General features: G+C 66.6%; 19 protein-coding genes. 3 read left to right on the top strand and 16 right to left on the bottom strand.

From position 1 onward, the window contains the following. Positions 1-7: 7 nt before the first annotated feature. The gene (locus JI75_RS02565) at positions 8-1,939 is read left to right on the top strand and encodes a hypothetical protein (RefSeq protein ID WP_144299262.1); all 1,932 of its coding nucleotides are present in this window, start codon (positions 8-10) and stop codon (positions 1,937-1,939) included. 71 nt (positions 1,940-2,010) lie between these two features. On the opposite strand, the gene murI is transcribed toward JI75_RS02565, so the two are convergent. Further along, the gene (gene murI, locus JI75_RS02560; RefSeq protein WP_039688516.1) at positions 2,011-2,790 is read right to left on the bottom strand and encodes a glutamate racemase; all 780 of its coding nucleotides are present in this window, start codon (positions 2,788-2,790) and stop codon (positions 2,011-2,013) included. 339 nt (positions 2,791-3,129) lie between these two features. On the opposite strand from murI, the gene pyrE reads away from it, so the two are divergent. Beyond that, positions 3,130-3,804 carry an orotate phosphoribosyltransferase gene (gene pyrE, locus JI75_RS02550; RefSeq protein ID WP_039688512.1) on the top strand — a complete coding sequence of 225 codons (675 nt, stop codon included), beginning with the start codon at positions 3,130-3,132 and terminating at the stop codon, positions 3,802-3,804. Here the strand turns inward: pyrE and JI75_RS09065 are convergent. Then, a complete protein-coding gene (locus JI75_RS09065; RefSeq protein ID WP_144299261.1) occupies positions 3,783-4,160 on the bottom strand; it encodes a hypothetical protein in 378 nt (125 codons plus the stop codon). The two genes, pyrE and JI75_RS09065, sit on opposite strands and share 22 nt — an antisense overlap. A gap of 666 nt (positions 4,161-4,826) precedes the next feature. On the opposite strand from JI75_RS09065, the gene JI75_RS09150 reads away from it, so the two are divergent. Continuing rightward, positions 4,827-4,973, top strand: coding sequence for a hypothetical protein (locus tag JI75_RS09150; RefSeq protein ID WP_158407615.1), 147 nt, complete (start codon positions 4,827-4,829; stop codon positions 4,971-4,973). A gap of 348 nt (positions 4,974-5,321) precedes the next feature. Here JI75_RS09150 and JI75_RS08715 read toward each other — a convergent pair whose 3' ends face one another. The 14 genes from JI75_RS08715 to JI75_RS02480 all read right to left on the bottom strand — a co-directional run bounded on the left by JI75_RS08715 (position 5,322) and on the right by JI75_RS02480 (position 16,736). After that, positions 5,322-6,230 carry a GH25 family lysozyme gene (locus JI75_RS08715; RefSeq protein WP_052241532.1) on the bottom strand — a complete coding sequence of 303 codons (909 nt, stop codon included), beginning with the start codon at positions 6,228-6,230 and terminating at the stop codon, positions 5,322-5,324. Beyond that, the gene (locus JI75_RS02540) at positions 6,230-6,445 is read right to left on the bottom strand and encodes a holin (protein WP_039688510.1); all 216 of its coding nucleotides are present in this window, start codon (positions 6,443-6,445) and stop codon (positions 6,230-6,232) included. Before JI75_RS02540 ends, JI75_RS08715 begins: the two co-directional genes overlap by 1 nt. Positions 6,446-6,461: 16 nt before the next feature. After that, positions 6,462-6,803 carry a hypothetical protein gene (locus JI75_RS02535; protein WP_039688508.1) on the bottom strand — a complete coding sequence of 114 codons (342 nt, stop codon included), beginning with the start codon at positions 6,801-6,803 and terminating at the stop codon, positions 6,462-6,464. Positions 6,804-6,815: 12 nt separating this feature from the next. Beyond that, positions 6,816-9,251 (bottom strand): hypothetical protein, encoded by a 2,436-nt coding sequence (locus tag JI75_RS02530; RefSeq protein ID WP_039688506.1) that lies wholly within the window; start codon positions 9,249-9,251, stop codon positions 6,816-6,818. Beyond that, a complete protein-coding gene (locus JI75_RS02525; RefSeq protein ID WP_039688504.1) occupies positions 9,252-9,710 on the bottom strand; it encodes a phage baseplate protein in 459 nt (152 codons plus the stop codon). Beyond that, positions 9,711-10,568 carry a hypothetical protein gene (locus tag JI75_RS02520; RefSeq protein ID WP_039688502.1) on the bottom strand — a complete coding sequence of 286 codons (858 nt, stop codon included), beginning with the start codon at positions 10,566-10,568 and terminating at the stop codon, positions 9,711-9,713. Next, positions 10,565-13,936 carry a phage tail tape measure protein gene (locus tag JI75_RS02515; RefSeq protein ID WP_039688499.1) on the bottom strand — a complete coding sequence of 1,124 codons (3,372 nt, stop codon included), beginning with the start codon at positions 13,934-13,936 and terminating at the stop codon, positions 10,565-10,567. The genes JI75_RS02520 and JI75_RS02515 overlap by 4 nt, the downstream gene beginning before the upstream one ends. Before the next feature lie 2 nt (positions 13,937-13,938). Beyond that, on the bottom strand, positions 13,939-14,103 hold the full coding sequence (locus JI75_RS09145; protein WP_158407614.1) for a hypothetical protein: 165 nt from the start codon (positions 14,101-14,103) through the stop codon (positions 13,939-13,941). 7 nt (positions 14,104-14,110) lie between these two features. Continuing rightward, positions 14,111-14,500, bottom strand: a complete 390-nt coding sequence (locus JI75_RS02510) for a hypothetical protein (RefSeq protein WP_039688497.1) — start codon at positions 14,498-14,500, stop codon at positions 14,111-14,113. Between the two features lie 2 nt (positions 14,501-14,502). Then, the gene (locus JI75_RS02505) at positions 14,503-15,084 is read right to left on the bottom strand and encodes a major tail protein (protein WP_052241531.1); all 582 of its coding nucleotides are present in this window, start codon (positions 15,082-15,084) and stop codon (positions 14,503-14,505) included. Between the two features lie 68 nt (positions 15,085-15,152). After that, a complete protein-coding gene (locus tag JI75_RS09060) occupies positions 15,153-15,515 on the bottom strand; it encodes an HK97 gp10 family phage protein (protein ID WP_039688495.1) in 363 nt (120 codons plus the stop codon). Continuing rightward, complete coding sequence (locus tag JI75_RS02495; protein WP_039688493.1) at positions 15,512-15,829, bottom strand: DUF3168 domain-containing protein; 318 nt, start codon at positions 15,827-15,829, stop codon at positions 15,512-15,514. The genes JI75_RS09060 and JI75_RS02495 overlap by 4 nt, the downstream gene beginning before the upstream one ends. Then, a complete protein-coding gene (locus tag JI75_RS02490; RefSeq protein ID WP_144299260.1) occupies positions 15,830-16,456 on the bottom strand; it encodes a hypothetical protein in 627 nt (208 codons plus the stop codon). Next, the gene (locus tag JI75_RS02480; RefSeq protein WP_039688486.1) at positions 16,449-16,736 is read right to left on the bottom strand and encodes a hypothetical protein; all 288 of its coding nucleotides are present in this window, start codon (positions 16,734-16,736) and stop codon (positions 16,449-16,451) included. Before JI75_RS02480 ends, JI75_RS02490 begins: the two co-directional genes overlap by 8 nt. Positions 16,737-16,744 lie beyond the last annotated feature (8 nt).

Raw genomic sequence — 16,744 nt, 5'->3', positions numbered from 1 at the left:
GGCCGCTATGCCGGATTTTCCGAAAATAATCACGAGCCTGCTGATCGCCCTCGCGCTCATGGCCCCCGCGACCCTGGCCGGATGCGCCCCTCGCGCGTCCGCGGACGCCGACGGCGGCGCCGCTGAAGCCCCGGCCGAGGACCAAGCGGCAGCATCGGCCGAAGCCCCTGAGGCGGCCGAGAACCCCTATCCGGGAACCGGGCAGGTGTACCTCGTCGTCGCCCCCAACCTATCCTGGGACGACATCAACAACGAATCCACGCCCGTCCTCCAGCACCTCGTGGGAAACGGGGCGGTCGCCAACGTCATCACCGAACGCAAGATCGACGTGATAAGGCTCGTCGACAACCCGCGCATGCACTACATGCGCCTGAACGACACCAGCGCGAGCGTCATCGAAAGCTACGTCTCGGGCATCTACGCCAACCTCGGGGAAAACGATTCGCTCATCGTCACCTCGTCCCCGTCGCTTGCCAAGATCGACACCTACCGCCTCGATGGGTACGGGCTGCTCATCATGGTGGACGGCGGCGACAACGGGCTTCTCAGCTCGCTTACCGTGCGCAGGAGCGGACTCATCACCTCGGGAAATCTGGGAGACGCCATCGACCAGCTGCTCCTGGAAAAGCAGCGCAACCCCGCCAACCTCTCGGTTTCGGCGTTCACGGGCAGCTACGGCGCCATCCAGCGCGCCGACACGCTTTCCCGAAACGACTCGATCGCCGTGTCCGTCAAGGAGTCGAAAGACGGGTTCATCTCGATGTTCATCGCGCTCCTGGGGATCACTCTCGTGCTGAGCATGGGCCTCATCTCGCTCGACATCCATATACGCCCCCGCTTCTTGGCCTATCTGCTGCCGATCACCCGCATCCTGTGGATCGTCATGCTGTCCATCCCGCTTGCGACCTTCATCATGCACCTGCAGCTCCCCTCGTTCACAACAGCCGAGATCACCTTCGACTTCTTCCTGTTCGTGGCGATGGAGATCTCGTTTGTCTGCATCATCGTCGCCCTCGTGTTCCGCTGGACGTACTCGCTTCTGCTGATACTGGCGCTCACCACCTTCACGCTCCTCGTCGACCAGCTGCTGGGCGGACCGATGACGGTATGCGGCTACCTCAGCTACTCACCCATCGAAACCACGCGCTACTACGGCATCGGAAACGAGGGGGCTTCGCTCGCGTTCAGCGCCTGGATCATGCTCTCGGGCCTCGTTCTGAACCGCTTCGCGAACACGGGGCCGGGACGCCATTTCAAGCGCTGGGTGTTTCCCGTCGGCTGCGTCGTGGTGGTCACGATCCTCGCCGCCCCTTGGTGGGGCTGCAATTTCGGGACGCTCATCTGGGGGACCGTCGGATCCATCGTCGCTTGGTCGCTGTTCAACAACGTGCGCGTCACCTGGAAGCGCATGGGCGCCTTCGTGCTGGTCGCCTTCGCGCTCACCATCGGCGTGCTGTTCCTCGATTCCGCCTTCAGCGACGAATCCCATCTGGGCGTCACCACCGACGCGCTCACCGGCGGCTGGTACCTGGTGGCGTTCCGCATCATCGCCGACATGCTGAGGCTGTCGTGGAACACCATCCTGTTCTCGCCCGTGCTGGCCGCGATCTTCGTCGCGATCGTCGCCTTCATGATCTACCTGCGCTGGAAGAAGCCCGGGCAGTACCGCACCTTCTGGGACGAGAACCGGCCGTTCACAGCCGCCTACACCGCCCTTGTGGCCACGGCGCTGCTGATGCTGCTGATCGAGGACTCGGGAATCCTCATGCCGGCGCTCGTGCTGCTCTACGAGACCGCCGGCCTGCTGTGGCTCGTATGCAACCGCCACAGCTGGCATATCCGAAGCTTCACGAGACGCAGGATGAACCTGGACTTCGAGCAGATGGATCACCGCACGCACGACGAGATCGACAAGAACCAGATGAGTTTGAGGTTCTAGGGAGCGCGCGGGCTCGGCTTCGGCGGTCGCGCGGGCTCGAGGGGCCTCGCACGGGCCTTCGCCTAATTCCCTTACGCCCGCAGGCTCCGGTCGAAGAACCACCGGTAGAGCTCGATTTCCTCGGGGGAGTTCTTGCTCGAGCGGAACTCGACGAGCCCCTCGCCCGGATAGTCGGACAGAAGCTCGGCCTCTTCCAAAACCAGCGCCAGATGGCGCGCCGTCCCCTCCCCGCCGTCGAAGAGCATGACGTCGTCGCCGAGGACCCTCTGGATCTGGCGGGCGATGAACGGGTAGTGCGTGCAGCCCAAAACGACGCTGGTCACACGTCCGCAATACGGCCCGATCAGCGACTCGAGCAGCTCGATGAGGTCGGGAGCGCCCAGGTTCCCCTGCTCGATGCGGGCGGCCAGCCCGTCGCAGGCGACGGTGTGCACCTTGTCGCCGCCCCATTCTTCGCTGAGCTTATGGAACTTCTCGAGACCCAACGTGACCTGGGTGGCCATCACCAATATGCGATCGCCCTCGGGCGAGATGGCGGCCGGCTTAAGGGCCGGTTCGACCCCGATGATGGGCACGTCGGGGTATTTCGCGCGCAAAACCTCCGCTGCGGCCGAGGTGGCCGTGTTGCAGGCGATGACCACGGCCTTCACGCCGCTGGCTATCAAATGGTCCACGATCTGCTCGCTGCGCTCGCGCACCCATTCGACCGACTTCTCACCGTAGGGAGCATGGGCGGAATCCCCGAAGAACAGGAAATTCTCGTGGGGAAGTTCGGCAACCGCCTCTTTCAGGACGCTGATGCCGCCCACCCCGGAATCGAAAACGCCGATATAGCCATCAAACTCGTCCATGCAGCCCCTGTGTTCGACCAGTAAAACCAGGCGGAGGACGCCGAAACCCGTCGGCGCCGCACAACCCTTCCCGACATTCTACCATCTGAGGGCCGAAGCGTTCCCGCACCGAGTACGAGTCGCCCGGCTCGGCGCGGCCGCCCCGCACGGCTTCGGCTTCGGCTTCGGCTTCGGCTTCGGCTTCGAAGTTTCCATCTGAACGGCCATCGCCTCAAGACCGTTGCGCTATGATTGTCCGCAGGTGCCCGCCGCGCCTGCCGCAGGCTGCGCAAGACGATGCGCGATCGCTGCGCGCGAGGGCGGAGGCGCCGTTTTGCAAGCGAAGCGAAAGGATCGGACGTGGAATCTTACAAGCAGGAGTTCATCGAGTTCATGGTCGAAAGCGACGTCTTGAAGTTCGGAGATTTCACGTTGAAGAGCGGTCGCAAATCCCCCTTCTTCATGAACGCGGGCGCATATGTGACCGGCGATCAGCTGCATCGCCTGGGGCTGTACTACGCACGGGCCATCCACGACAGCTTCGGGCTCGATTTCGACGTGGTGTTCGGGCCCGCGTACAAGGGAATCCCCCTTTCCGTGATCACCACCATGGCCATCTCAGAGCTGTACGGCAAGCAGGTGCGCTACTGCTCGAACCGAAAAGAGGTCAAGGATCACGGCGATGCGGGCATCCTTTTGGGCAGCAACCTGCGTGACGGCGACCGCGTAGTGATGGTGGAGGACGTGACCACGTCGGGAAAATCGATCGAGGAGACGTTCCCGCTGATAAAAGCGCAAGCCGATGTCGAGGTCAAGGGCCTTATGGTGTCGTTGAACCGCATGGAGGTCGGCAAGGGGGGCCGCAAATGCGCGCTCGACGAGGTAAGCGAGCTGTACGGGTTTCCCACCGCGGCGATCGTCAGCATGGCCGACGTGACCGAGCACCTGCACAACCGAGAATGCCAGGGACGCGTTGTGATCGACGACGCCATGAAGGAGCGGATCGACGCGTACTACGAGCAGTACGGAGCATAGCTGCCGACCTTGTCCGGTTCGCCCGGGTTGCGGCCGCGAATCGAGCACCGCAGCCCCGGGCAGCCTTCCCGCTGCGCGGCACCGTGACGCAACCCGGATGATCTTCCCGCTGCGCGGATCGCGCGCTCGGCGAGCTCGTGCCCGCCAAAAAGCGCCGGGTTTGCATCGACGTGCGTGATCGGGGGCCTCAATTGCCAAAAAACGGCAGGTTTGCATTCGCTATCGCCCTTATCCGAAGAATGTCCGAAAACCAATCGGGCCTTCATCCATCTTCTGTCACGAAAGATGCTGATGAAGCGCTCGACCTGATTTCCAAGTGGCACGCGAGGCAATGCAAACCTGCCGATTTTTGACACAAGCCGAAGCTTTTCGCTCTCGGCGATGCAAACCCGACGTTTTCTGGCAGGCGTCGCAGTAACGCAACCATCATCAGAGCCCGTAGTCCGAAAGCGCGGAAGCAGGGCCGTTGGCACCTTGCGGGAGCCGGCGAGACGCGCAACCTCTCAGCACCGCCTCGCGTACGATTCGAAACCCGGCACGATCCGAGGCGCTGCAAGCCGTTGAAGGCGCGGAAGCACCTGGTTCCCCATGCGAAATGAAAAGCAGGTCGGATTCACCATCCGACCTGCTGAAACGTTGGAGCCAGCGACAGGAATCGAACCCGCAACCCACTGATTACAAAACCGGAGAATTCTATTAGCTCAATAGCCGTTAAGTTGCAAAACACCATTTCAAACGGCATAATTTCAAGTTGTTTTAATTATCTAAAAAACTTATATTAAGGGTAATTGCGGCTAATTGCGTGTAATAAAGTACCGCTTAGTACCGCCCTGGATACCGCAATGCATCATGGACGGCGACAACCAGCAAAGCGAAAAGCCCCCGCGATCGCGTTTCGCGGGGGCAGCGCGCCACGGAGGTTCCGATTGCTTCCGTCTGCTTCCGTTTGCGCATCGCAGGCGGTCGGAGCGCTCCGCTCAGCTGATAGTGCTGGTTCGGCCGGAACCCGCCTGCGCCCCTCATTGTATCAGCGACGGGCGGCGGCCGTGCTGCGCTACCTCGGCCACGAGGTGAGGTTCGTCGGCCCCGGCGAGAGCGCGGCGGCCGACCTCGCGTCGGAGGCGCGGAGGGCGGGGATCGCCAGCGGCTTCGACCGCACCGCAGAGTAAACGAAGACAACCCCCTCCCGCTTCGGTGAGAGGGGGTTGTCTTTTAATTTGACCAAATGCTCAAGAAAAAGCGAAGTCGAAACAACCCCAGGGGCAAAGGATTCTAAGCGTTTCCGCCTACTCCCATTCGGGAACCCAGCACTGATCCGTCATAAGCAGTCTCGACTCGCCATCATTCTACCGCAAGCGATTGGATGAGTCGATGGCGGCTCAGTTAAAAAACCGGCCGTTTTTTTGACTCAGCGCGCCGAACGGCTCGGTTCGATCGAAGTCTTTGCTGGACGCGCGCGTCATCTGTCGCTTTAGTGGGACAGAAAGCGCGCCATCTGTCCCACAACATCATCGGACCTATTCCGCCATGCGCTTCGCCGCGTCGTCGTTGACGGCCTTGGCGAGCGCAGCCGCCAGACGGTCGTAGTCGACGGCGGTCTGGAGCATGCCCTTCTTGGCCATCGCCTCCACGATCTTATCGTAGTCGAACTCGGCCGGGGCCTCGTAGCGCGGGTCGATCGCCTCGACCTTCTTCTCGAGCTCGGCGATCTTCTCCTCGATCCGCCCGAGCGCCTGGCTGCTGTCCTTGCTGTAGTGCAGCGACCATCCCAACGCCTGGCCTGCGTTCACGTTGCCACCCGGTCCGATGACTTCCTGGTCCATGAGCTTCATGTCGTCGTCTCCATCTCCTCCGCTCGCCTTGTAATCCCTGTAGAACCAGGAGGCGTCGAGCGGTCCCACGCCCCCGATCCATTCCTGGCTCGTGTACTGCCACGCGTCGAGCCGCCCGCTGAAGGCGCATCGGCTCGCGCCGTACTCGGCGACCCATGTCTCGCCGGGAGCGGCGGCCAGGCCGTACTGGTTGGCCAAAGCGCGCCCCGAGTACCATCCCGCCGTGTAGCCCGCCTCGCGCAGCCCCGAGACCCAGATCTCGATGGCGCGGCGGAAGAACCATCCGAGCGAGGACTCCTCGACGTCCAGGTACACGGGGAAGGCGAGCTCCGAGGGGGGAGGTAGCAGGCGCAGGGCGTGCGCCACCTCGCTGCGGGCTATGTCGTCGGTCCGCGCGTAGCTGTAGAGGTACGCTCCGAAGGGCACGCCGAGCCGTCTGCACTCGGCGACGTTGCGCGACCACTGGGCGTCGTCCTGGCTGGCGAAGTCCGAGCCGTAGCCGAGCTGGATGATCGCCCCGCCGATGTGCGGGGCCACGGCGTCCCAGTCCATGCGGCCCTGGGCGTAGCTGACGTCGATCACCTTGACCGCCATCAGGCCTCCACCTCGGGCAGGCCCGCGACGCTCGTGAGCAGCGACACGATCGCCGCCGTGATCGACACGCCGACGATCTGCGGCCAGTCCAGCGCGATAACGCTCACGACGTCGCCTCCGATGAGCGCCACGGCGGTCTGGGCGGCGGTCTTGAGACAGCGCACGGCGGCCGCCTTGCCCCAGCGCTCGATGTAGTCCTTATCGCTCAAATGCATGTTCGTTCCTTTCTCTCTATCTCGTTCCGTGCGTCGTCGCGCACTTCTTGTCGTGGTCGTCCTCCAGGCGGTCGAGGCGCTTCTCGACGTTGCCGATGCGCGCGTCGAGCCGCGTCTGCTCTATCATGAGCTTGTCGAGCTTGGCATCGACCCGCTCCATCCCCCCGCGCATCTCTGACACGTCCGCGACCACCATGTCGAGCTTCGCGTCGGTGCGCGCCCTCGACCTGGCGTCGTCCTCCCTGTCCCTGATCCTCGCCCGGTCGTCGCGCGAGAGCGTCGCCATGAGGCCGGCTATCGACACGACCGCCGTCGCCATCGCGAGCAGCGACTCGACGGGCATTGTCATCTGGTCCATCGGCATCGCCTCCTATCTGTATCCGACGATCTTGTCGATCGTGATGTTCGCGACGTAGTAGTTCGTGGCGGCGCCTCCGTTGATCTGGGCGTCGCCCGTGCGGTTCCACGTGCCGTTGTTGTAGGTCTTGACGCTCGTGCCGCTGATCGACACGACCCTGCTCTTGATCCACATGTTGCCCCCCGCGCCGTTGTCGGCCCACACCGTGGACAGCGACGCGCGCTTGCCGTTCGGCGCGTAGACGCGACACGATCCGGAGTTCCCGTCGTTGTCGTGGTAGTAGATGTCGATGTGGCGGAAGTTCGCGGCGGACTCGGAGAGCGTCGGGTTGGTGAAGCCGTTGGCTCCCGACGGGGCCGTGTACAGGTCCCTCTCGCGCAGCACCCGCTCGCCATTGATCTGCACCCCCGACCCGGTGACGGCCAGGGTCGTGGTCTTGCCGCCGGTCGTGAGCGCGATCCTGAACGCGGGCGCCATCTCGTCGTGAACCACCTTGACGCCGCCGCCCAGCGTGTCGGACGACTCGATCGAGAAGCCGCCGTACATGCCGAACTTCATGAGCGAGTTCGCGCTCGATCCCACCGTCATGCCGGCCTCGGCGAGCACGGCCATGATGTTGGACTTGATCATGGCGGCGACGCCCGTCCCGTACGCCCCCGCGTCGTAGGGCCTGGCCTCTATCGAGAAGCGCCCGCCGAGCATGGCGAGCGCGTCCTTGGCGAATCGGGCCACGGTGCTGCCGCCCTTCGCGACGACCTCGAAAGCGTCGCCGGACTGGCGCGTCGAGCCCTCCGGGAAGGCCCCCGTCCCGTCGTCGCGGCCCACGACCACGCCCTGCGGCGTGTCGCGCACGAGCATGGCGAGCTCGGCCGACCTCTCGGAGGCCCTGGCGGCGTCCTCCCTCGCGGCGGCCGCGTCGGACTTTGCGGCCTCGGCGGCCTCCGCGGCCTCGCCGGCAGCCGCCTCGATGCGCGCCACGGTCTCGGGGTCGGCGTCCCTGCCGTCTGCCCCGGGAGGTCCGGGCGCGCCGTCTGCGACGGATGCGGTCTTGACGCCCTCGGCGTCCGTGACCGATATCACCGTCTCGGAGCCCTTGCGCTCGATCGAGACCACCGGGCTCACGCCCGGCCTGCCCTCGACCTTGGACGCGGCCTCGACGGCAACCTCGGCGTCCTCGACGGCGCGCTCGGCGCGCTCGGCGCTCGACGCGGCGCCGGCACTCGCGGCCTCGGCCGCCGCCTGCGCCGCCTCGGCGGTCTCCGCCGCCGCCCTCGCGGCCTCCGACAGCGCGGGCACCGCCTCGACGGCGGGGGCGACCGCCGACCTGATGTACTGCTCGGTGCGCGCCTGCCCGCCCGTGAGCGTCCTCCTGGACGCCCCGAACACGTACCGCGTCTTTGACGGGTCGAGCGCGTCGAGCCTGCGCTCCACGCAGAGCATCGAGGCGCGGAAGCCGTGCGGGCGGCTCGTCACCGTCACCCAGTCCAGGTACCTGATCGGGGGCACGGACGGGTCGATCGCGGACAGGTCGACGGCGGAGACCTCGATCGAGGACACGGCGAGCTTGGCGGAGTCGAGGTCAGCCATGGCGAGCTCGACCAGCTTCTCCGGCGCCGAAGCATCGTACTCGCGTTTCTCGGCTATGATGCCCTGGACGGAGGCCTGCGCCTGGTCGAACACCATGCCGGACGCGAGGACGTAGTCGCCCCTCGTCGACCCGCCCCAACCGTCGAGGGAGACTGGGTCGCCCTCCCTGGGCTTGGAGACGGGCACGATGCCGTTGACGACGTCGGCGGCCGACTCCTCGCGCGCGAAGTCGAGCAGGTTGCGCCCGAACTCGATCTCCTGCCCGCCCTCGCCGGCCCCGTCGTCGAGCCAGTCGAGGACCTTCGCCCCGCCCTCGTAGCGCACGGCCAGGATGCCGCCCGACCCCAGGAGCTTGGACTTGATCTCGGACGCGGTCGTCGGCCACACGGTCGACGAGCGCAGGAGCTCGCGCCCGGCCGCCGATCGGCCGGGGCGGAAGCGCTTTGAGTCGAGGAAGGCCCGCTCGTTGTGGCGCTCCACGAGCCAGGCGAAGAGCTCCCCGGCGTCCCTCGGGGCGTTCGGCTCGCCCCCGTAGTCGGGCGCGGCGTAGTTGGCGTAGGGCGGCACCACCGTGTCGTTGAGGTAGGCCAGCGCGTCCTCGCCCTCGACGGCGACCGACCCGTCGAAGCGCCGCTCGATCGAGGTGAGGCGGCCCTGCCAGGTGATCCGCCCTCCCTCGTACAGCGTGACCTCGCTAGCGGCGTCCATGACGCGCACGCGCCCCGCCAGCGGGTGGCCGGGCGGCAGCACCGCCGAGAACCGACCCGCCTGCCCGGCCTTCCAGTGGAACGCCGCCTCGGAGAGGAACGCGCCCGCGCGCGGGTCGAGCAGCGGCTCGGCTCCGTAGTCCACGCGCAGCATCTACGCGGTCCTCTTCCACATGTAGGCCGCCACGTACGGCGGCATGTTGTTGTGGGCCGCACCGGAGCCGGTCTCCCCGATGTAGCCGCCGCCGAACGGGCCGCCGCTCGCGCCTGACGCCGAGAAGTCGATCCCGGCGCCGCCCGACCCCTGTCCCTTGAGCAGCACCGAGTGGTTGTGCCTCGGCATCTCCGACACGGTCAGGGCGTGGCTGGCCTCGCCTCCGGTGCTTCCCGCCGGGTAGGCGGACGACGCCCCCAGAATGAAGCGGCCCTGGATCGGCTCCCACGTGCCGAAACCAGGGGTCTTGTTGACCGTCGACATGTAGATGCATCCGATCGGGTACAGGGCGGCCGATATCGCTTCGAAGTTGTCGCCGAGCCTTTTTATCGTGTCCGTCACCTGGTCCGTGACGTCTGGTTTCGAGAGCTTGATGCCCCCCGTCGTAGTGCTTGCCATCTATAGGTCCTTCCATTCGTAGGTGAAGAAAACGTCGCGTCTCGGCGGGTTCTCGGCGACCCTGTAGGCGTTGTCGAGCCACGTGCCGCCGACGTCGGCCCACGTGCCGTCGAACGGCTCGTCGCCCCACGCCCTTGGCTCCATCTCGGGGCCTCCGGCGCCCGCCAGGTAGGCGAGCCTTGCCCAGCCGTAGTCGGCCCACGACCTGCCCTCGTACGCCGACCACGCGGCCGTCCCGTGGTCGGGCGTGGCGTTGACCGTCAGGTACGCCTCCGGCCCCCGCAGCACGAGGCTCGGGTCCCTCGACGTGCCAGGGCCGAAGGCGTGCGTCTCGCCCATGTAGTTGACCAGGCACGGGACGTCGCACGTCACCGTCGGGACCACGGGGGCGCCCAGGCGCAGCACGACGGTCTTGCCGAGCGACGCCTCGACGCGGTAGGTCCTCTCGCCCTTGGTCTTCCAGGGGCCGCAGTCGACCGTGAGGCGCGCCTCCGCCACGCCGTCGTACGCGGCGTTCTCCGCGACGGCGAAGCGGCCCTCGTATGTGTAGCCCGGGTCCCATCCGACCGCGAAGCGCAGGCTCCTGTTGTGCAGCCAGCGCCGCAGCTCGGTGAGCCAGGTGACGGCGGCGCGCTCGCTGCCGTCGACGATGCGCAGAAGGCGGATATCGAGCCTCCTGCGCCCGTACTCGGGGGCGCCTGTCGCCGCCTCCGACGCATCGATCGGGCCGTCCTGCCTACCCGGCACGTCGATCCATCTCTGGACTGGCTCTGGAGGCGATTCGGTCCAGTCGGCGACGACGGCCCCCGTGCGGCCGAGCAGGCTCTCGCCGCCGATCTCCATGTCGTACATCGTCATCTCTGCATCTCCTCCTTGACGGCGCCGAGGCGCTCGTTGATGATCGGCGCGAGGATTCGCCCTGCGCGCTCGCCGTCTATGAGGACGTCCATCTCGCGCACCTGGTCGGTGAGCGCGTCGAGCCTCGACTCGACGCCGCTCAGGTCGATGGGCGGGGCCTGCGGGATCTCGGCGGCGACGGCCCGGGCGAACGGCCTCACGTAATGGCGGTTCGTCAGCGGGACGATCGCCGATCCTCCGGGGCCGTTCAGCACGGCCTCGGCGCCCGCCTCGCCGACGACGCCGACGTTCGTCAGGGTCGCGGCCGTGTAGATGCCGCCGTCGGCGTGCATGGGCACCCTCTCGATCCTCACGGGCGATATGCCGCCGGACGCGTTTCTCCCGACGGGGATGTCCACGCCCGCGAGCGACAGGAGCTTGTTCTTGATGCCGTCGATGATGCCCGTTGCGCGGTCGAGGGCCCTGACGGAGAACTCCTTGTCATCGATCTTGCGCGCGTCGACGGCGGCGACCTTGTCGCCCGCCTGGGCCGCCGTTCCGCCGTCGGTGACCTCGAACGGCTTGTCGGCGACCTCCATCGCGTTCAGCCCGTCGATGCTCGTCCCGGCCACGCTGATCGTGCCGTCGTCCGAGACGGTGTAGTGCTTGCCGTCGATGGTCTGCGCCTTGAGGTCCCAGACGCGCCCGAGCTGGTCGCTGATCGTGCCGTCGTCGGAGACGCGGAAGGTCTTCGGGTCGATCTTGAGCGCGTCCATCTCCTTTACCTGCTCGGCGAGTCCGAACAGCTGGTCGGTTGACATCGCCGCTGCGCGCTCGGCCGACACGCCCATGTCCGTGAGGGCCTTCGACAGGTCGGCCGATCCTAGGCCGGCGTCCCTCAGCCTCACGGCCAGCTCGGAGTTGCGGTCTATCAGCTCGATCATCTTCTGGTCGACCAGGTTCATCTTCTTGGTCGTGTCATCGATCGACCTCGACGTGTCGTCGTACGCGCCCTTGAGGCCGTCGAGCGCTTCTTTGGCCTTTCCGAGTTCCGTTATGAGGCCCGTTGATGGGTTTGTCGACTCGTCGTACCTCTTCTGCAGTTTGTCGACCTCCCTCTGGGCCGCGACCATCTGCTCCTGTATCTCGACCTGCTTCTCGAAGAGGTCGCCGATCTGCTTGGCGTAGGCCTGCGCCCTGGCGCTGGCGTACCACGCGTCTGCCATCTTCTCGATCGCGTCGGCGGATTGGATCGCGTTGCCCTCGGTGTCGGCGAGCTTTCCGTTCGCCTCGTCGGTTATCGAGATCGAGTCTCCCGTTATCCTGTTGTAGCCGTCGACCGCGTTCTTGAGGGCGTTCTGCTTCTCCGCAGTGAGGCCCGACTGGCCAGCAAGCTCCTTTATGGTGCCCACGTAGCTGTCGAGCTCAGCCTTGCTGCCGTGCAGCGACGCCCAGTTGTCGGACCACCCCTTCACCATGTCGGCCATCTCGCGCCTCAGGTCGGCGAAGTCGTCCCTGACCGACGACAGGGACGACGACGCGTCCTCGGCGGCGTCCCCGGCGCTCGACACGGCCGCCGCCGCCGCGCCCTCGGCGTTCGCGAGACCGCGCGCTATCTCCTCGGCCTGCCGCATCTCCCTGTTGTGGTCTTCCCACTGCCTGTAGACGAGCGCTATCTCGGCGGCCACGATCGCGAGGCCCATGCTCGCGAGCCCGAACTTGACCGATCCGGACATCTTCTCGACGCCGGACATGGTCTCGCTCATCTTCTTGAGCGACTCCCCGAACCTGCCTATGCTGCCGATTCCGCCGCCGATCACCTTGAGCGCCGGTCCGAGCGCCGCCGCGAGGGCGAGCGTCTGGACTACGGCCCGCTGCTCGCCGTCGCTCATGTTCGCGAAAGCGCGGACTCCGGACTCGATCTGCTTGATGAGCGGCTCGGCCTGGTCGACGACGTCGAGCAGCGCGTCGGCGAGCGGGCCGCCGAACTCCTCGGCCATGGCGATGACGCGGTTCTTGAGCATCTCTATCTTGGCCGCGAGCGAGCTGTTGCGGTTCTCTACCTCGGCTCCGAGGGCGGTGTTCTTCGACCATTCGTCGTTGGACAGGGAGACGGCCTTGGCCACGAGATCGGAGTTGCCGGCCAGGCGCTTCATGATGTCAGTCTGCCGCACCGAGTCGATGCCGAGCTCCTCGAGCATGACGGACATGTTGCCGCCTTCGGCGGTGGCGCCCTCCATGCCGGAGAGCAGCGCCGACAATGCGTCGACCGGGTCGCTGCGCCACGCGTCGGCGAACGCCTGGGCGCTCATCCCGGCGGCGTCCGCCCACGTCTTGACCGACGCCGAGTTGGTCGCGACGTCCTTGTCGATCTGGCTCATGATGGTCGATATCGCGGTGCCGCCGGCCTCGGCCTCGACGCCCATCGAGGACAGCGCGGCGGCGAGGCCGAGTATGTCGGCCTGCGACATGCCGACCTGCGTGCCGGCGGCGGCGAGCCTCATGGCCATGGCCGATATGTCGCTTTCGGTGGTGGCCATGTTGTTGCCGAGGCCGACGACCGCCGAGGCGTAGTTCGATATCTCGCCGTGCGACATCTTCGTGATGTTCGCGAACCTCGCCATCTCGGTGCCGGCTGTCTCGGCATCCATGTTCGTGGCGATATCGAGGCCGGAGACGACGCGCGAGAACTCGTCGAGCTCGTCGATGGCGAACCCGAGCTGCGCGCCGAGGGCCTGGATGTCGAGCACCTGGTCTGCCGACACGGCGTTGACCTTTGAGAATTCGATCGCCGACTCCTTGAGCCTCTGGTACTGCTCGTCGGTTCCGTTGACGGTCTTCTTCACGCCGGTGAGCGCCGCGTCAATCTTCACGGCCGCCGCGAGCGACGCGCCGCCCGCCCCTATGATGGCGGGCGTGAGCGTCCTCGTGAGCGCCGATCCGGCCGACGAGACCCTCGCCCCGATGCGCTCGAAGTCGGCGGACCTCGCCGCGAGCGCGCCGCCGAGGCTCGACAGCACGGCGGGGTCGAGCCTCGCCCTCGTGACGGCGAGCTTGTCGTTGAGGTCGTCGAGGCGGTTCTGGGTGAGCACGATGTCGGCCTGGAGGTACGTCCACTGCTCGCCCGACATGTTCTCCTTGCCGATCTCGGATTCGGCCTTCTTGAGGAGCTCGAGCTTCTCGGTCGATGCGGCGACCTGCTTCTGGAGGACCTCCTGCTGCTCGGCCAGCAGCTTGGTGTTCCCGGGGTCGAGCTTGAGCGCCTTCTGGAGGTTCCTCATCTCCGCGCCGGTGCCGTTCGCGAGCTTCTTCGCGTTCTTGAGCGCGGCGGACAGCTTGGTGTCGTCCGCGCCGAGCTTGATCGTCAGTCCCTTGTATGCGTCAGCCATCTCTATCCCATCAGTCTGTCGATGTCGGCCTGGGTGGCCCTCTTAGGCTCGTCACCGGCGCCCTCGGAGCCGAGCGATTCGGCGAGCACGTCGCCGTACACCACGTAGTCGCGCCAGCTCATGCGCCGCACCTCGCCGACCGAGAACCCGAGGCGCTTGAGCGCCATCACCGCCCTATGCCCGTCGAAGCCGTCGCGCGGCCCGTCGGACGAGCCGTCTGATTCGGGCGAGCGGGCCCCTCCCGGCCTTCGCGGAGGGAAAAAACTCGGCGACCAGCGCCGACGAGATCACGGCGATCACGTCGCCCGCGCCCTGCTCCGAGATGTCGAACGCCGACCATTCGGGAGAGCGGCACCATTCGTCGTATCCGGGCGTCCCATCGTCTGCGGTGGCGCACATCGCCCATGCGAAGGGGAGGTAGTCCGAGACCGTGACCCTCTCGCGGCGCTGAACGTCGGAGAGCGCGGCGAGGAAGTCCCCGCCGCGCTCGCGCTCCCAGACGACGAACGTGTACGGGCCGCCGACCATCTCGAGGTCGCGGCCCCATATCCGCGCCGTGCGCATCGCTACGCCCCGGGCACCGAGGAGGCCTTGGGCGCCTTGGGCTCGGACACCTTGGTGAAGAAGGTCCCCCAGTCGGGGTCTGCCTTGTGGACGACCATCTTCGGCGTCGAGATGCCGGCCTCGGGGAAGCTCTTGTTCAGCATGGAGATGTCCACGCTCTCGGTCTGGACCTCGACGGTCTCCTCCGACGTCTTGTGCTCGACCTTCGGACGGGCCGCGACGACGTCGAAGAAGCATCCGCCGCGCTCGACCTCGTCGCCCTCGACCTGGTAGAGCAGCGCGAAGTGCTCGGGCTTGCCGTTCGCGTTCTCGACGTAGTGCCCCGACTCGTCGATGTAGTCGCCGAGCATGCGCGCCTTGACGTCCTCGGGGAGGAGCGCCATCTCGAGCGACCCCTTGTAGCCGCCCTTCTTGTTAATGACGTAGTACTTAGTGTTATCGGCGTAAAACACCTTCTCGTCGCCCTCGGGGTCCGCCGTGAGCGTCACCGCGCCCTTGACGGGCTTCGGCGTCTCGTACGCGCCGTCCTTGCCGATGAAAGCGACGTGGACGTTCGACAGTCCGTATTCGACCATGTTTGCCATTTCTTCTCCTAACATGCGGAGGGCCGCCCCGGTCGGGGCGGCCCGTTCGTTCGTTGATTTCCGTTCGGCTACGACATGCGGCGCCTCAGCTCCGCGATGCCGCGCTCGGCGGCCGGCTCGATGTGCGGGCGGGCCGGGGCGGGGTGCGGCCCGCCGTGGCCCTTCTCGAGCAGGTGCGTGAGGCCGGGCTTGTCGCGGTTTCCAACGACCGCCTCGACCGATCCCGGCGCGGGCCTCTTGACCGATGCCGCCCATCCGGCCGCGTACTCGCCCGTGCCCTTCGGGGACGTCGCCCTGAGCTCTTCGACCGCGACCCTGGCGGCGGCGCGAACGTCCCTCTCGGTCTCTTTCCTCACCTCGTCGGAGTACCCGCGGATCACGCGCTCGAGCTCGCCGCCGAGGTCTCCGAGCGATATGGTCACCTCGCTCATGCCATCAGCCTCACTTCGTAGACCGTCTGCAAAAACGCCCCGTCGGCGGCCTCGTATTCGGTCGCCGAGAACCTTATGCCGTGCGCGTCGAGCAGGGCCTCGACCTTCGCCGAGGCTTCCGGCTGCTTGCCGCGCGTGTACAGGTCTATGTCCCAGCGCCGCGTCCTCACGAGCGCGCGGTTGTCTGCGCTCATGTCGCGCGTCCCGACCTCGCGGTAGGTCAGGTAGGGCATGGGGTGGTCGCCGGTGAAGTGGCCGTAGTGGACCTCCATCCCGGTTTCGAGGAGCAGCCTCCTCAGCTCTCTGGCGTCCATCTAGGCAAGCTCCCTCTCTCCGGTCACGACGGCCCACCCGTTCGCGGCGCGGACGGACTTGACGTCGTAGCGCCTCCCGCCGAGCTCGAAGCGCCTCTCGTCCGCGTAGTCGCGCTCGCGCAGCGTGACGGATACCGACCTGGCGACTCCGAGGCGCGCCGCGTCCATCGCCTGCGCGCCGGCCCGCGCCGTGTCGCGCACGTGCACGGGCGTCCTCGACTCTCCGACCGGGTTGCCGATATCGTCGCACCCGCCCGAATCGGCCACGAGCGAGACCGTGCCGGCCGAGCGCAGCTGGTCGAGGAACAGGTAGGCGTACCCGCCGCCGTCTCGGTCCACGTATGCGACCTCGAACACGTCCGGGCCTATCAGCGCGAGCCTCGCAGATCGGACGGCGGGCGCGTCGCGCACCCTGACCTTGCGCTCGAAAGCGAAGCCCTCGCCGGTGGCGAGCTCCATGTCGGTCTGGCGGCTCGACGCGTGCGCGAAGGCGAGCGGCGTGGCGGGCGACGTGAGCAGCGAGGCGTCCGAGAAGTCGGCCCCCCTCGCAGCCGACGCGCCGCCGTCCTCGTACAGGAGCGCCACGCCGTCGACCAGGCGCGGGAATGGCGGTCTCCTGCTAAGCATCGCGCGCCTCGTGCTTCATCCGCACGCGCAGGATGTCGGCGGCGTAGTTCTCGGCGAACTCGTCGGCGGCGTCGTTGAAGGCGTAGAACACGGCCTCCATGAGCAGCCCAAGCTCCTCTCCCTGCTCGAGCAGCGCGCTTCCCCCGTCAAGCCCCAGGAGGTGGGCGAGGCGGGGGCGGGCGGCGTCGATCGCGTCGCGCACGCGGGCGTCGGTGCCCTCGTCGCTCCACGTGATGTTGAGCTTGCGCTTCGCGCGCGCAAGCAGCTCGTCGCTGGTCATTCCGCCCC

The sequence above is a fragment of the Berryella intestinalis genome, assembly GCF_000814825.1.
In the GTDB taxonomy this organism is placed as follows: Bacteria; Actinomycetota; Coriobacteriia; order Coriobacteriales; family Eggerthellaceae; genus Berryella; species Berryella intestinalis.
Note: the sequence above shows the minus strand (reverse complement) of the source record. Positions and strands in the feature narration are given on the sequence as shown.

Bases quoted from the DNA above. Each gene is read 5' to 3' on its own strand.
- JI75_RS02565 (WP_144299262.1), top strand. From the start codon at position 8: ATGCCGGATTTTCCGAAAATAATCACGAGCCTGCTGATCGCCCTCGCG.
- murI (WP_039688516.1), bottom strand. From the start codon at position 2,790: ATGGACGAGTTTGATGGCTATATCGGCGTTTTCGATTCCGGGGTGGGC.
- JI75_RS08715 (WP_052241532.1), bottom strand. From the start codon at position 6,230: ATGGCGGTCAAGGTGATCGACGTCAGCTACGCCCAGGGCCGCATGGAC.
- JI75_RS02540 (WP_039688510.1), bottom strand. From the start codon at position 6,445: ATGCATTTGAGCGATAAGGACTACATCGAGCGCTGGGGCAAGGCGGCC.
- JI75_RS02535 (WP_039688508.1), bottom strand. From the start codon at position 6,803: ATGGACCAGATGACAATGCCCGTCGAGTCGCTGCTCGCGATGGCGACG.
- JI75_RS02530 (WP_039688506.1), bottom strand. From the start codon at position 9,251: ATGCTGCGCGTGGACTACGGAGCCGAGCCGCTGCTCGACCCGCGCGCG.
- JI75_RS02525 (WP_039688504.1), bottom strand. From the start codon at position 9,710: ATGGCAAGCACTACGACGGGGGGCATCAAGCTCTCGAAACCAGACGTC.
- JI75_RS02520 (WP_039688502.1), bottom strand. From the start codon at position 10,568: ATGACGATGTACGACATGGAGATCGGCGGCGAGAGCCTGCTCGGCCGC.
- JI75_RS02515 (WP_039688499.1), bottom strand. From the start codon at position 13,936: ATGGCTGACGCATACAAGGGACTGACGATCAAGCTCGGCGCGGACGAC.
- JI75_RS09145 (WP_158407614.1), bottom strand. From the start codon at position 14,103: ATGGCGCTCAAGCGCCTCGGGTTCTCGGTCGGCGAGGTGCGGCGCATG.
- JI75_RS02510 (WP_039688497.1), bottom strand. From the start codon at position 14,500: ATGCGCACGGCGCGGATATGGGGCCGCGACCTCGAGATGGTCGGCGGC.
- JI75_RS02505 (WP_052241531.1), bottom strand. From the start codon at position 15,084: ATGGCAAACATGGTCGAATACGGACTGTCGAACGTCCACGTCGCTTTC.
- JI75_RS09060 (WP_039688495.1), bottom strand. From the start codon at position 15,515: ATGAGCGAGGTGACCATATCGCTCGGAGACCTCGGCGGCGAGCTCGAG.
- JI75_RS02495 (WP_039688493.1), bottom strand. From the start codon at position 15,829: ATGGACGCCAGAGAGCTGAGGAGGCTGCTCCTCGAAACCGGGATGGAG.
- JI75_RS02490 (WP_144299260.1), bottom strand. From the start codon at position 16,456: ATGCTTAGCAGGAGACCGCCATTCCCGCGCCTGGTCGACGGCGTGGCG.
- JI75_RS02480 (WP_039688486.1), bottom strand. From the start codon at position 16,736: ATGACCAGCGACGAGCTGCTTGCGCGCGCGAAGCGCAAGCTCAACATC.